The organism is Plantactinospora sp. B24E8, from assembly GCF_039871735.1.
Lineage (GTDB): Bacteria > Actinomycetota > Actinomycetes > Mycobacteriales > Micromonosporaceae > Plantactinospora.
Window position 1 is genome coordinate 32,681 of the sequence record NZ_JBDPMH010000024.1, and the last position, 15,052, is coordinate 47,732.

The 15,052-nt window shown below is 69.2% G+C and carries 8 protein-coding genes; 6 read left to right on the forward strand and 2 right to left on the reverse strand.

Annotated features, from left to right (window positions below; all coding sequences use genetic code 11):
* Window positions 1–391: 391 nt before the first annotated feature.
* From ABGB21_RS26620 to ABGB21_RS26645, 6 genes are all read left to right on the forward strand, one after another.
* Window positions 392–1,777 carry a glycoside hydrolase family 43 protein gene (locus tag ABGB21_RS26620; RefSeq protein WP_347680068.1) on the forward strand — a complete coding sequence of 462 codons (1,386 nt, stop codon included), beginning with the start codon at window positions 392–394 and terminating at the stop codon, window positions 1,775–1,777.
* Between the two features lie 478 nt (window positions 1,778–2,255).
* Window positions 2,256–3,251 (forward strand): LacI family DNA-binding transcriptional regulator, encoded by a 996-nt coding sequence (locus ABGB21_RS26625; protein WP_347655660.1) that lies wholly within the window; start codon window positions 2,256–2,258, stop codon window positions 3,249–3,251.
* Between the two features lie 175 nt (window positions 3,252–3,426).
* Window positions 3,427–5,592: an alpha/beta hydrolase-fold protein gene (locus ABGB21_RS26630; RefSeq protein WP_347680070.1), complete on the forward strand. Its 2,166-nt coding sequence runs from the start codon at window positions 3,427–3,429 to the stop codon at window positions 5,590–5,592.
* A 122-nt stretch (window positions 5,593–5,714) separates the two neighbouring features.
* Window positions 5,715–7,055: an extracellular solute-binding protein gene (locus ABGB21_RS26635; protein ID WP_347680072.1), complete on the forward strand. Its 1,341-nt coding sequence runs from the start codon at window positions 5,715–5,717 to the stop codon at window positions 7,053–7,055.
* 68 nt (window positions 7,056–7,123) lie between these two features.
* Window positions 7,124–8,065, forward strand: a complete 942-nt coding sequence (locus ABGB21_RS26640; protein ID WP_347657240.1) for a sugar ABC transporter permease — start codon at window positions 7,124–7,126, stop codon at window positions 8,063–8,065.
* Window positions 8,065–8,946, forward strand: a complete 882-nt coding sequence (locus tag ABGB21_RS26645; RefSeq protein ID WP_347680074.1) for a carbohydrate ABC transporter permease — start codon at window positions 8,065–8,067, stop codon at window positions 8,944–8,946. Before ABGB21_RS26640 ends, ABGB21_RS26645 begins: the two co-directional genes overlap by 1 nt.
* A 168-nt stretch (window positions 8,947–9,114) precedes the next feature.
* Here ABGB21_RS26645 and ABGB21_RS26650 read toward each other — a convergent pair whose 3' ends face one another.
* Together ABGB21_RS26650 and ABGB21_RS26655 are read right to left on the reverse strand one after the other, a co-directional pair.
* Entirely contained in the window at window positions 9,115–13,833 is a 4,719-nt protein-coding gene (locus ABGB21_RS26650) for a PQQ-binding-like beta-propeller repeat protein (protein WP_347680076.1), read from the reverse strand.
* 33 nt (window positions 13,834–13,866) lie between these two features.
* The gene (locus tag ABGB21_RS26655; protein WP_347657243.1) at window positions 13,867–14,997 is read right to left on the reverse strand and encodes a HupE/UreJ family protein; all 1,131 of its coding nucleotides are present in this window, start codon (window positions 14,995–14,997) and stop codon (window positions 13,867–13,869) included.
* Window positions 14,998–15,052: the final 55 nt, after the last annotated feature.

A 15,052-nucleotide genomic window follows, 5' to 3' on the forward strand; every position in this document is an offset into this window, starting at 1 on the left:
GACCAGTTGTCGTCGGCCTTCATAACAGAAATCCCCCGTTATTCTGCTGTCGCGCTGTTTCTACGACCAGCGGAGAAGTGTTATCGGTTGCGACCGTGGCGGGAGTCAGGCCAGGTGGGATCTGTTCCGGCGGTGGGATTCGGGTCGGCGCGGCACGTTCCTCTTGAATACTTCGACGCCGTCTGGCACCGTTATGTGCATCGATGTTAGCGCTCTTCTCTCTCTTGTCCTTCTGCTCTGAGGCTTGGGGAGATATGCGTGTTAGCGCTAACAGCGATGCCGCCAGGTCGCGACGTACGGCGTATTTTCCCGTGCCGGCTCCCGGCCTGCGAACCCCCACCCGTACGAAGCGACCGCGGCACAGCGGAGCGGGCGCCCGGAGGAGATACCCATGAGGTTTCCGAAGTTCGGCCGTGCCGCGGGCAGACGCGGCGTGGCCCTGATGTCGGTGCTGCTCTGTCTCACGATGGTGGTGCCCGGGGTGGCCCGGGCGGACAACCCCATCGTGCAGACCATCTACACGGCCGACCCGGCGCCGCTGGTGCACAACGGCCGGGTGTACCTCTACACCGGCCACGACGAGGACGGCTCGACGTGGTTCACGATGCGCGAGTGGCGGGTGTGGTCCTCGGCGGACATGGTGAACTGGACCGACCACGGTTCACCGATGAGTCTGGCCACCTTCAGTTGGGCCAGTGCCGACGCCTGGGCCGGCCACACCATCTACCGCAACGGCAAGTTCTACTGGTACGTGCCGGTCACGAACCGGTCCACCGGCCGGATGGCGATCGGGGTCGGTGTGTCGGAGAGCCCGACCGGGCCGTTCCGGGACGCGCTCGGGCGCCCCCTCGTGGAGAACGGGGAGATCGACCCGCACGCCTTCGTCGACGACACCGGGCAGGCGTACCTGTACTGGGGAAACCCGAACCTGTGGTACGTCCGGTTGAACAGCGACATGATCTCGTTCTCCGGCGGGCCGACCCAGATCCCGTTGACCGCAGCCGGGTTCGGCGCCCGCGGCGGCAACTCGGGTCGCCCGACCCTCTACGAGGAGGGACCCTGGGTCTACAAGCGGAACGGGCTGTACTACAACGTCTTCGCGGCCGAGTGCTGCTCGGAGTTCATCGGCTACTCGACGGCCCCCGGGCCGACCGGCCCGTGGACCTACCGGGGGACGGTCATGCCCCGGCAGGGCAGTAGCTTCACCAACCACGCCGGCGTGATCGACTTCAACGGCGGTTCGTACTTCTTCTACCACAACGGTGCCCTGCCGGGCGGCGGCGGTTTCACCCGCTCCGTGGCGGTGGAGAAGTTCACCTACAACGCGGACGGCACGATCCCGACGATCAACATGACCACGGCGGGAGCCCCGCAGGTCGGCACCCTGAACCCCTACGTCCGGCAGGAGGCCGAGACGATCGCCTGGGCAACCGGGGTGGAGACCGAGCCGGCCAGCGGAGGGGGCATGAACGTCGGCTGGATCGAGAACGGTGACTCGATCAAGGTGAAGGGAGTGGCCTTCGGCGCCGGCGCGGCCTCGTTCAGCGCCAGGGTGGCCTCGGCGACCAGCGGCGGCCGCGCCGAGCTGCGGTTGGGCGGCCCGAACGGCACTCTGGTGGGCACCTGCACCGTGTCGGGGACCGGAGGTTGGCAGACCTGGACGACCGTCAGCTGTCCGGTCAACGGTGCGACCGGCACCCAGGATCTATACCTGCGATTCGCCGGCGGCGGCGGTTACCTGCTCAACGTCGACTGGTGGCAGTTCCAGCAACGGTAGACCTCGGCGCCGTCACAGGTGTACGACCTCCGCTGGCGGCGTCACCAGGCCGAACTCCGGTCCGGTGGCGCCGACCGGGCCGGGCCACCGCCATCGCCGCGACAGGCCGACCGCGGTGGCCCGGCGCAGGAAAGATATTGAAGCCTGTCACGCTCAGCGACGACCACAGTAGAACGCCGGCGGTGCCGGTCATGCTCGGGCGGCGCCGATCCGCGACGTCCTCGGCGCCGCCCGGAGCTGTGCCCGTCCGTCTCGCAACTGCGGCCCGAGCTGCAAGGTCTCTTGTGGAGGAGGTCCGCGTCGATGGACGCGACCTGCGGCGACAGCCCCTCCGGCCCGGGAGCCATGATCGAAAAGTAGGCGATGCACCCTTGTTCTCGTGACGGCCGTCGATTACGTTGTCAACACATTGGAAACGTAACCGATAACGTTTGCGGCCTCGGGGGGTGGCGTGGTCGAGGTGAGATCGCCGATCACCATGAGTGATGTCGCTCGCGCGGCGGACGTCTCCACCGCGACCGTCTCCAGGGTGGTCAACGGGCATTACGGCGTCAGCGCCAGCACCACGGCCAAGGTTCGGGCGACCATCGAGCGGCTCGGGTACGAGTCCAGCCTGGTCGCCACCAGCCTGCGCCGGAGCCGTACCAACGTGCTGGGTCTGGTGACCCACAGCTTCCAGTCGTACACCGCCGAGGTGCTCAGGGGCGTGATGGAGGCTCTCCGCCGCTCCGGTTTCGATCTGATCATCTATGCCAACAGCGACCTCTACGGGACGTACTCGGAGGGTTGGGAACAGCGGCATCTGACCCGGCTGTCGGGCACGCTCACCGACGGCTGCATAGTCGTCACACCCTGGGACGACGTGCAGAGCCGGACGCCGGTCGTGGCCATCGATCCGGCGCGGAACTCGACGACGCCGTCGGTGACGGCCGACAACCTCGCGGGTGCGACCGCCGCCGTCGAGCACCTGCTCGGCCTGGGCCACCGACGCATCGGGTTCATCGGAGGCCGGGCCAGCATGGCGGCGGCATGGGTGCGGGGCGAGGGCTACCGGCAGGCGTTGGTCGGAGCCGGCCTGGCTGTCGACCCGACGTTGGTCGCCGGAGGCGACTTCAACCCCGACTCCGCGGCTCCGCTGGCCCGGAACATGCTGGATCGGGCCGACCCGCCGACGGCGATCTTCGCGGCGAGCGACGGGATGGCACTGAAGGTCCTGGAGGTCGCGGAGAGCCTGGGGCTGGCCGTGCCAGGCGATCTGTCGGTCGTCGGATTCGACAACATTCCGGAGTCGGCCCTGGCCACGCCGGCTCTCACCACTGTGGACCAGTCGATGTACCAGCTCGGATACGAGGCCGCTCGCATGTTGACGTCGCTGGTCACCGGTGACTGGGAGGGGTCCCGCACGATGGTCCTGCCGACCCGCCTCGTGATCCGTGACTCCACCGCACCACCGAGAAACACACCGGGACCCTGACCTGGACCCGGTCACGGACGGCGCCGCGCCGGGTGCACCGTCATCCGCCTGAGCGGTGAGTCAGCGGAGAACAGCCGTACGACGTGCGGCGGGAACCACCGATGACGGGGACCACCGATGAGTTGAGCCGACAGGTCGGGTCGCGTCCGCTGTCGGCGCGCGAGAGGAGCGGAGTGTGACACCTAGGTCGTATCACGGGCGTTTACGTCGGCTGCCGGCGGCTCTGGCAGTCGGAGTCATCGCCGCCGCGGTTCTGCCCGCACCACAACCGGCCGCGGCGAACGCGCCGTGGCTGGATGTCTCCGGGGACCGTTACGCCTCCTTCAGCCTGCCCGCCGCGTACGTGCAGGAACACGTCGGCGAGGTTTCGCAGGTCGTCGTCGAGGGGAACTTCGGTCCCTCCGCCAGCTGGGCGGAGTTCGGTCTGACCCGTCGTGGTGACGTGTGGTCGGGGGTGCTCGGCCCACTCAGGCCGGGGCTGTACCAGTACCAGCTCACCGGCGACGACACCAGGAGTTTCAAGGACCCGACCAACGGTGCCGGTGTGGCGTCCCAGCCGCTCTGGAGCACGTTCTTCGTCCCGGGCGCGTCGGCGCGACGGCTGGCGGACCCACCGCAGGGCACGGGCGGTGAGGTCACGACCCTGACCTACCGGACGAAGCAGGGCGAGAAGACGTCCCTGGTGTGGACGCCGCCGGAGTACCGGGCCAACGGCGCCGGACGGTATCCGGTGCTGTACCTGCGCTCGGGTGACGGCGGGGCCGCCTCCGACTGGCTCGACCTCGGTCGGGCCACGCAGATCTTCGACAACCTGTCGGCCGAACGTGCCATGGCGCCGATGGTGGTCGTGCTCAGCGACGGCGACGGGTCGGACGACGACAGGGATCTGAAGGACCTCCGGAAGGCGGTCACCGACAACTACCGCGTCCACCGTGACCGGGCGCACCAGGCGATCGCCGGCGTTGCCGAGGGCGGGACGCAGGCGCTGCGGATCGGCCTCAGCAACCCGGGCCAGTTCGGCTACGTCGGCTCGTTCTCGGGTCTGCTGACCGGAGAGGGCAGCCGGACGGAGGCCAGGGCGGTCAACCGCAACCTCAGGTTGCTGCGTCTGTACACCGGAAACGTGACCGACCCCGGGTACAACGCCGCGCACCGCCTGACAGGGGTGCTGGACCGGGCCGGGGTCAGGTTCGAGTTCGACGGCGTCAACCCGGACGGCGGCGGGAACTGGACCACCTGGCAGGAAAACCTCGTCGACTTCGTGCCGCGACTGTTCCGCACGGTGTCGGACCACGGTCCGAGCGCCGGTCACGGTCCGTTGCGGGGGGAGTTCGTCCCGCCGCCGGCCGGCACCACCCCGACGCCCTTCCTGGCCGAGGACGGGTTCGTCACCTTCGAGACCACGGCAGAATTCGCGGACGCCCAGCACGTCACGGTCTGGGCGAACGTGGCGCCCGGCGGAAGTTGGCTACGGGTACCACTCTCCCGGCACGGCGACCGGTGGCGGGCGACCGTGGGCCCGCTGGACCCGTGGTTCTACTACTACCGGTTCATCGTCGACCGGGTTGCGGTCAAGGACGTGTCGAACCCGACGAAGGTCACCACCGAGCCGATGTGGAGCACCTTCCTCGTCCCGGGGGAGCAGGCCCGACTGCTCACCGATGTGCCGGCCGGCCAGGGCGGGGAGGTCACCAGCCTGACCTACCGGAGCACCGTGGCCAACCAGGACCGGACCGCCCTGGTGTGGACCCCGCCTGGCTACGAGCCGGACCGGGCGGACCCGTACCCCGTTCTCTACCTCCAGCACGGTGGTGGCCAGAGTTACACGGACTGGCTGGAAATGGGGCGGGCCAAGCAGATCCTCGACCACCAGTTCCTCGACGGCGACCTGGTCCCCATGGTGGTCGTGATGGGCAACGGCAACGTCCCCAACTTCAACCAGGAGCTGCTGGGGAACATCATGCCCGCGGCCCGCGCCCGCTACCACATCTCCACCGACCCCGCCCAGCAGGCCATCGCCGGGCTCTCCATGGGGGGTGGGCACGCGTTCGGAGTGCTCAAGGCGTACCCGGGTGAGTTCGGCTACGTCGCGGCGTTCTCGGCCGGCTTCGGCAGCGGCACCGGCGTCGACGCCGCGGCGATCAACGCCGGAACCAGGATGTTGCGGCTGTACGTCGGCGACCGGACCGACTTCGTCTACCCGTCCTTCATGGCCTCACTGACCACCCTGGACAACCTCGGTGTCCGCTACGAGTTCGACGGGGTCACCCCCGGTCCACACGGTTGGGACGTCTGGCAGAAGAACCTCATCGACCTGGCGCCACGTCTGTTCAGGCGCTAGGGAGGCCCACAGAGGGCGGCCTGACCGGGGGTGGGGAGGTTCCCATCCCCGGTCCGCTCTCCGCCCTCAGTGACGGCGTCCGGATCCCCGGCGCTGTGATCGCGAAGGGAAAACCAACGTCAATGAAGACGAAACGAGTGATTGCCACCGCGGCCATGATCGCGGCCGCGAGTGGTCTTGTCGCCTGCTCCTCCGACGAGGGCGGGACCGACGCGAGCAACTGTACGAACACGATCCCGAAGAAGGAACTGCCGGCCGTCACGATGTGGGGCTGGTATCCCAACATGCAACTCGTCGTGGACAACTTCAACCGGCAGAACAACGAGGTGCAGGTCTGCTGGACCAACGTCGGCCAGGGCAGCGACCACTACGACAAGTTCCAGACGGCCATCGCGGCCGGCACCGGCGCACCCGACGTGGTCATGGTCGAGATGGACCGGATTCCGACGTTCCAGATCCAGAAGGCGATCGTCGACATCAAGAAGTACGGCTTCGACGCGGCCAAGCCGAACTACAGCGAGGGCGCGTGGAAGGACGTCTCGGTCGGTGACGCGGTCTACGGCGTCCCGGTCGACGGGGGTCCGGTGGCGCTGATCTACCGGAAGGACATCTTCGACAAGTACGGCATCACGCCACCGAGGACCTGGGCCGAGTACGAGCAGGCGGCGCAGAAGGTGAAGGACGCCGGCGGCCCGCTCTTCGGTGACTTCGGCGCGAACGTCTCGGCGCTCACCATGGCACTCCAGATCCAGAAGGGCGCGTCCCCCTTCACCTACGACCCGGCCCAGCCGACGTCGATCGGGGTGCGGCTGAACGACCAGGCCTCCAAGGACGTGCTCGACTACTGGGGCGGCCTTGTCAAGAAGGGCCTGGTCGGTACGCAGAACCAGTTCACCCCGGAGTACATCTCCGGCGTCATCAACGGGCAGTACGCGACGTATGTCTCGGCGGCCTGGGCACCCGGTTACCTGACCGGCGCCGGCGTCGGCAAGGGTCAGGACACCGGCAAGTTCGCGGTGGCCCCGCTGCCGCAGTGGGATCCGAACAACCCCGTGCAGGTGAACTGGGGCGGTTCCGCCTTCTCGGTGACCAGCCAGTCGAAGAAGCAGGAGCTGGCGGCGAAGGCCGCGTACGGCCTCTACGCCGACAAGGAGTCGCTCACCGACGGCTGGACCAACCAGATCATCTTCCCGCTGAACCTCACCGCGCTCAACGACCCCGCGTTCGCGGACCTGAAGGTCGCGTTCTTCAACGGCCAGCAGGCGAACAAGGAGGTCTACGTGCCGGCGGCGAACGCCTATCAGGGCATGGTCTACAGCCCCTTCGGCCAGTACTACTTCGACGCGATGGAGAAGCAGGTGAGTGAGATGAACGCGGGCAAGATCACCGGCTCGCAGGCCGCCGACCTGCTCCAGGAGGACGTGGCGAAGTACGCCAAGGAGCAAGGTTTCACCGTCCAGTGATGGGGGGGGGGGGGCCCGGCGGCCGGGCCCCCCCCCGACCCCCAAGCGTCCACGTCCCGGAGCCCACAATGACCCTCCTGACCGAAGAGCGCGCACCGCGCGTCCACGAGAAGACGCACAAGATCCGCGGCAAGGTACGCCTCCGTGAGCACCTGACGGGGTGGTTTTTCGTCGGGCCGTTCGGGATCGTCTTCCTCGCGTTCCTCATCGCGCCGCTGGGGTACGCGTTCTACCTCAGTCTCTTCCAGAAGAAGCTGATCGGCGGCACCAGCTTCGTCCTCTTCGACAACTACGTGAAGGCGTTCACCGACCCGAGCTTCCTGTCCGGCGCGTGGTTCGTCATCCGTTTCTCGCTCGTCGCCATCCCGCTGCAGATCGTCGTGGCACTCGCGATGGCGCTGATCCTGGACGCGGTGACGTCCCTGTTCACCCGCTTCTCCCGTCTCATGGTCTTCCTTCCGTACGCGATCCCGACGGTGATCGGGGCGGTGATGTGGGGCTTCCTGTACAGCAGGAGCTTCGGGCCGCTGACCGACGTCTTCGGTCTGTTCGGTGCGACCGCGCCCGACTTCCTGAGCAGAAACCTGATCTTCTACGGCCTGCTCAACATCGTCACGTGGCAGTGGGCCGGCTACTACATGATCATTCTGTACGCGGCCCTGCAGGGCATCGATCCGACGCTCTACGAGGCCGCCCGGATGGACGGCGCCGGGAGATGGCAGGTCGCGGTGCGGATCAAGATCCCGCTGATCGCCCCGGCGCTGATCCTGATCCTGGTCTTCTCGCTCATCGGCACCCTGCAGTTCTTCAACGAGCCGCAGATCCTGCGGTACCTCGCCGCCGGGACGATCGGCGCGGACTTCACCCCCAACATGTACGCGTACCAGCAGGCGTTCTCACTCGCGAACTTCAACTACGGGTCGGCGATCTCCTTCGCCCTCGGCGGGGTCGTCTTCATCGGCGTGTACGCCTTCCTGTTCTTCACCCGCAAGCGGAGGAGCTTCCTCTGATGACCGACCGCACCGGCGCCAGGGCATCCCGCAGGCCGCAACGCCACCTTCCGCTCCAGCTCCTCCTCGGGTTCCTGGTGGTCTACTTCCTCGTACCGTTCTGGTGGATCATCGTCAACAGCTCGAAGGACGCCCCGGGCCTGTTCAGCGGCGGCAACACCCTGTGGTTCGCCGACCAGATCGACTACCTCGGCAACCTCAGACAGCTGTTCACGTACGACGGTGGCATCTACGGCAGGTGGATCCTCAACTCGACGCTGTACGCGCTCGCCGGCGGGGTCGGCGCCACGATCCTGGCCGTGATGGCCGGCTACGGATTCGCGAAGTACCGGTTCGCCGCGAGACGCTTCAGCTTCGCGGTCGTGCTCGGCGCGCTGATGGTGCCGACCACCGCCCTGGTCATCCCGACCTTCATCATGTTCTCCGAGCTCGGCCTGACGAACACGGTCTGGGCGGTCATCCTGCCCTCGCTGCTCAACCCGTTCGGGGTCTACCTGATGCACGTGTACGCGCGCGACGCGGTCCCCGACGAGATCCTGGACGCCGCCCGGGTCGACGGCGCCGGGGAGGTGCGCACGTTCCTGCAGATCGCACTGCCGCTGATGCGGCCGGCGGTGGTGACCGTGCTGCTCCTGTCCGCGGTGGCGTCGTGGAACAACTACTTCCTGCCGCTCGCCATGCTCTCCGACAACCGGCTCTTCCCCGTCACGGTCGGGCTCGGCCTCTGGCAGGGGGTCGCCTCCGGAAACAACGCGGGCACCACCTCCCTCTGGAGCCTCATCATCCTGGGCGCGCTCGTGTCGGTGATCCCGCTCATCATCGCGTTCTTCAGTCTCCAGCGGTACTGGCGCGGCGGACTGTCCGTCGGAGGGCTCAGGTAAACACCGACCTGCCGTCGGCGGCGGTCGTCGCGGTCCGCCGGGCCCCCGGGGTCAGCGAGTCCAGTGCCCGTCGTCGCGGCCGGTCAGGCGCGGGCCCGTCGGCGGTTCGGCGTACGGGGCCGGCCCGGTTGGTGTCCGGGCCGGCCCCGTGTCCGGCGTGGTGGTGCGTTACGGCGCGGAGACGCCGTCGAGGACGCCCACCGCGTCGGTGCCCGGGGCGACGACAAGCTTGCGGGTGAGGGTGTAGGAGCCACCCGCCGGCACGTCGACGTGGAACCGACTCATCACCCAGTTGCCCGCGGCGTAGATGTCGAAGGCGCTGGCCGGCGTGCCGTAGACGAGACCGAAAACCTGCGGGTCGCTCCCGGTCATGCCGAGGTACGGCTTGGTCGGGGCGTACGCCGCCGTCGTACCCGGCGCCACGACACCGACGCCCGGGATGACACTGGCCTGCCCGGCCGCGTCGTGGTCCATCGCGTCACCGGTCCACACGTCCAGCGGCGCCGAGCCGGAATTGCTCAGCTCCGTCGAGACGGTGGCGAAGGCATCGCCCGGCCGCAACGTGTACGTCGTCGTCGCCGTCAGGCCCGGGAAGCCCTTGACCGGCCCGGACACCCGGACGACAGCCTTGTCACCGGTCGCCTGGACGATCTGGACCTCGGTCGCCGCCACGGAACGGCTGTCCCACGCGTTGCTGCCGGTCGGCTGGGTCGCCGAGACGTAGGGCAGGTTGATCCAGTCGAACTGGTCGGCCATGCCCCGGACCGCGATGTCGACCGGCTTGCCGCGGGTCCCACCGGAGAGCTGCGAGTCGTTGTAGGCGTCGGCGATCGCCATCGAGAGCTTGTCGTTCTCGAGCACGACGTCGCCGTAACCCGCCTCGACCAGACCCGAGCCGATCTGCTTGCCGTAGCTCGCCTCGACCGTGACCGGCTTCAGCGCGACGTCGGCGACGCCGCTGCCGGCCGCCGGCACGGTGACCGTGGCGGTGGCCGTCTGGTGACCCGACTTGGACACCCGGAGGTCGTACCGGCCGGCCGGAGCCTTGACGCGGTACCTGCCCCCGGCGTCGGTGTCGGTGGTGGCGACCACCGTGCCGGCCTGTTCGAGCGCGACCCGGGCACCGGCGACGGCGGCGCCGGCCGCGGTGACCGAGCCGGCCGCGCGAGCGGCGTCGGGGACGGCGGCGTCGTGCAGGTCGATCTCGTCGACCCACCTCGCGATGGCGCCGGTCGGGTCGCCACCGGCGGTCGGGTAGTCGGTCAGGTGGTAGAAGCTGAACTGCCTGGTGGCACCGGGCGCCATCGTGACGTCGTAGTAGAGACCGTCGACGTAGCCGTACGCGCCGACCGCCGCCGGTGTGTCCAGCGCCCAGGCGAGACCGTGCGCGGCCTGGCCGTTCGTGGTGGCCGTGTCGGCGCCGACGTAGACGTAGTTCCCGGTCCAGCCCGAGGTCTTCAGTCCCGGGTTGGTGCCGCCGAACCCGGGGATCCGGCCGTTGTCGACCGAACTGTCGGGGTCGATCATGTAGTTGAAGTAGCCCTGGTAGCCCGTCGTGCCGGTGTTGGTCAGCGTGACCGTCATCTTCACGATCGGGGCGTCGGGCAGGGTCTCGTAGCGGACCCGCGCCTTGATCGTCGGGTCCGCCCGGTACTGGCCGGTGCCGACCACGGCGGCGCCGTCGACCGTGAGGTCGGGCAGGTCGAGCTGGTCGTTCGGCCGTTCCCACGAGTCGGGCGGCGTGAGGCTCGGACGCAGCAGCATCTCGCCCCAGTCGAGGGTCTCGGCGCCGTTGGCGTCGTTGAGCATGAGGTCCGACAGCGCACCCTGACCCAGACCGCCGACACCGTTGTTGCCGCCGACACCGTTGTCGCCAGCGGCGTACGGCGTCACGGACGCCCGGATCTTGTCGTTGGCCAGGTAGTAGTACTCGGTGCCGGAGACGGTGTCGGTGCGGGTGCTGCCGTTGCCGTAGTCCGGCGCGTACGTCGACTTTCCGGCGACCGGGTGGGTCACCTCGATCAGCTTCAGGTTGGCCGTCGTGGTGCCGGACGTGCCGACCGTGACGGTGGCCGCCGAGCGGTCGTCGGCGACCAGGCCACGCTTGGCCACGGCGACGGTCCAGGTCGACGCTGGCAGACCGATCCGGTAGTGGCCCCCGGCGTCGGTGCTGGTCACCGCGGTCTCCTGACCGGCGGCGACGGCGGTGACCTTCGCGCCGGCGACCGGCGCACCCGTCTCCGGGTCGCTGACGGTGCCGGTCACGGTCGCCCAGCGCTTCGCGGACTCGCCGCCCGGTACGTAGGCGTAGAGGTTGCCGTCCCAGGCGCCCGTCACGACGGTGTTGCCGCTGACGGCGGGGCCGGCGCCCACCCAGGTGCCGATCTCGTGGCTCCACAGGACCTGGCCGGTGTCGGTGGCCAGGGCGTAGAACCTGCCGTTGTTGGCGCCGACGAAGAGCGTGTTGCCGGCCACCACCGGGCTGGACATGACGCCACCGTGGTAGATGTCGCCGGGCAGCGCCCGCTCCCAGACGACGTTGCCGGTCGCGGCGTCGAGGGCGACGACGGCACCGCTCGGGAAGCCCATGTAGACGACGCCGTGGCGGACGGCCGCGGCGCTCGGCGTCGAGCCGCTCGAGACCAGCGAGGAGCGCGGGCTCCGGTAGGTCCAGAGCGTCGCGCCGGTCCTGGCGTCCCGGGCGACGATGCCGTTGTTGGCGCCGATGAAGACCCTGCCCTCGGCCGCGGTCGGTACGCCGTCCTGCCAGCTGCCGAGCGACTCGGTGCCGGTCCACTTGCGGGCGCCGGTGGCCAGGTCGTAGGCGAGCACCCGGTCGGCGGTCTCGTTGCCGACGTACACCGTGCCGTCCATGACGGCGGGGGTGCCGTCGCTCATGGTCGCGCCGGACATCGGGGAGGCCCAGAGCTGCCGTCCGGTCCGGGTGTCGAGCGCCTTGAGAACGCCCTGACTGCCGATGCCGAACCGGGTCTGGTACGGCCAGAGCACGGTGTGACCGGAGACAGCCGGCGAGTAGTAGCCGTAGGTGCGCTGGTTGTTCGGGGCCGGCGCCTGCTCGGGCACGGCCTTCCAGCGGAGCTTGCCGGTCTTCCCGTCGACGGCGTAGAGCTCCGAGCCGAGCGTCGGCGCGAAGATCAGGCCGTCACCGTAGGCGAGGCTGCCGTGGATCGACTGCGGCACCGTGAAGCTCCACAGCTCCTTGCCGTCGGTGAGCCGGACGGCGTGGATCCGGCTGTTGCCGTCGCCGTTCTCGTCACGGGTGCCGGCGTAGACGACGCCGTCGTGGATGACCGGCGACCCGGTGAGGAAGGTGCCCTCGGTACGGAAGCTCCAGGCCAGGCGGCGGCCGGCCTCCTGCGCCGGCGCGACACCGGAGTGGGCCTCGTTGCCGTGGTGCTGGTCCCAGTCGCCGCCGGCGACCGGCTTGAGCGCCGGCTCGTGGGTGAGGGTGAAGTCCGCCGACCGGGTCCAGGTCTTGCCCGCCGCGTCGACCACCTGCACGTCGAGGCGGTGCCTGCCGACCTTCCGCAGGTTCTTCGGCAGGTCGCTCCGCCAGGTGAACTCGCCGCTGTGGCCCAACGGCAGCCACTTCGTGCCGCCGTCGATCCGGTAGCTCGCCGAGACGACCTCGTCGCCGGTGTCGTAGGCGTTGACCTGGATGCCCGGGAACCTCGCCGCCGGCACGGTCGACCCCGGCGCGGGGCTGACGATGGTGAGGTGCTCGTTCTCGCCGTACATCCGGAACGGGTTGTCGAAGTCCGGGCCCGCCATGTGGATGTAGCGGAAGCCGCGGGGTGCGTTGTCGATCGTGTACGAGCTCGACACGGTCTGGATGTGCTTGGCGGTCGAGGCGAACGCCGAGTTGTTCTCGACGTGGTTGGAGTGCTCGTGGCCGACCAGGATCAGCTGCGCCCGGTACTGCTCGAGCACGTCACCGAAGGCGTCGTACGTCGACGGCGAGCCGAACGGCACGTTCATCGGCTGGTGGGTGAGGACGACGACCTCGATGGTGTCGTGCGGGTTGCGGTCGAGCGGAACGTTGGCGGCGAGGTCGTCCCTGAGCCACGCCAACTCCTCGTCGAACGGCGCCGAGCCGTTGTTCTCCAGCACCACGAAGTGCCGGTTGCCGTAGTTGAACGAGTACCACTCCGGCCCGACGTTCCGGCGGTAGTTGTCGATCTTGTCGGCGTACGCCGACCCGCCCGCGTACTCGTGGTTGCCGACGGCCGGCCACACCCCGACATCCGACTGCTGGGCGCCCCGACGGTACGTGTCGAACTGCCCCTGGCTGGCGTCGTTGGTGAGGTCGCCGCTGACCGCGATGAACCGCAGGTCGGTGCCCGTGGAGTTGATCTCCCGGATCTGGTCGGGCAGCTGCGCGTTGACGTGCGGGTCGGCGATGTTCGCCCAGGAGAACCGGTCCCCGTCGGAGATCCGGTCGCGTTCCAGGGCGAAGTCCGCCGTGGGCGTCGCGCCGTCGGCGAGCTGGCCGAGGTTGGCCCAGAACCTGGGCTCCTTGAACTCGTCGAGGCCGAACCGGTAGCCGCGGGGCTGGGTGGCCCACACGATGTCGGTGGTGCGGCGGTCGGTCGAGATCGTCAGCGAGTAGCTGCCGTCGGCCGCGGTCGTGGTGGTGACCGTGCCGTCGGAGACCCGGACGCCGGCCAGACCGGCCTCGCCGTCGCTGCGGACGCCGTCGTGATTGGCGTCGACGTACACGACGCCGCCGACGGTGGCCTCCGGCGGGTCGATCGCGTACGCCACGTACGAGGTGAGTGGGCCCGCCACCACGCTGGCGGCGAGCCCCAGCGTGGTGGTGTACAGGACGACGCGCAGGCGCGCGCGTGTCCACGGTAACGAGGACATCGGGATCCTTCGCAGTGGGGGTTTGGACAGGTGTCAGGTCAGGATCGGCGTACGTTCGACGAACCAGACCAGACCGGCCCCGGCGACGGCGACGGTCGCCGCGACGGTGCCGAGCGTGAGGACGCGAGTGGCGGCCGGCGTGGTCGCCGCCCTGCGTAGGAACAGCAGCCCCGGGAAGACGAGCCCGATGACCGCCAACTGGACGAGTTCGATGCCGACGTTGAACGAGACCAGGCCGGTCAGCGTCGAGACCGACAGCGGCCCGTCGACGCGGAGCGCGCCCGCGAAACCGAGCCCGTGCAGCAACCCGAAACCGAAGACCACGGGCAGCCGATGGGTCGTCCTCGGCGAGAGCAGGTTGTCGACCGCGACGAACGCGATCGACAGCGCGATGAGCGGCTCGACGATCCACCCGGGCACGCTGACCCAGCCGACCGCGGCCAGCACCAGGGTCACCGAGTGGGCGAGCGTGAAGGCCGTGGCCACCTCGACGACGTCGCGCAGCCGCTTCGCGCCCAGCAGCAGTGCCAGCAGGAACAGCAGGTGGTCGAGTCCGAACAGCAGGTGCTCCGCCCCGAGCCGGACGAACCGGGGGATCTCGCCGAGCAGACCGCCGCGACCCACCGTGAAGCTGGTCCGGGCGGGGTCGAGCAACCTGGACCCACGGTGGCCGTCGATGTCGTAGGCCACCAACGTGGTCGTGTCGTCGACGACGCCGTCCGAGGCGCGGAAGATGTCGCTGCGGACGGTGAGCGCACCGGACGCCGGGCAGCCGTAGGCGAGCCCGACCCGCACCGCGCCGGAATCGGCGAGTTCGACGCGGGCGTTGTCCTCGGCGGTACACCCGATCGAGCTGCGGCGAAGGAGCAACCGCTCGCCGACGTACGCCGCCACGTCGCCCGCGTGCGCGTCCAGCGATCTGCGTCGTAGCTCGGTCGGCACCTCGGCGGCCGCGCCGTCCACGCCGTCGACGCCGACCGCGTCCGGCCCCAGGACTCCGTCGAGGCCCAGCAACCGGGCGAGGACGTCGTACTCCAGGTCGACGACAGCCACGAGGTCGTCGCCCTGGCCGCGCAGGTCGACCGCGACCGTGGTCACCTGGACGTGTGCCTGCGCCGGGGCGGGGACGACAAGCATGGCCACCAGGGCGGCGAGAAACGCCATCACGCGCACGGCAAGCACTTCCGTCGGGGGAGGGAACAGCGGTCGGCCGCCAACC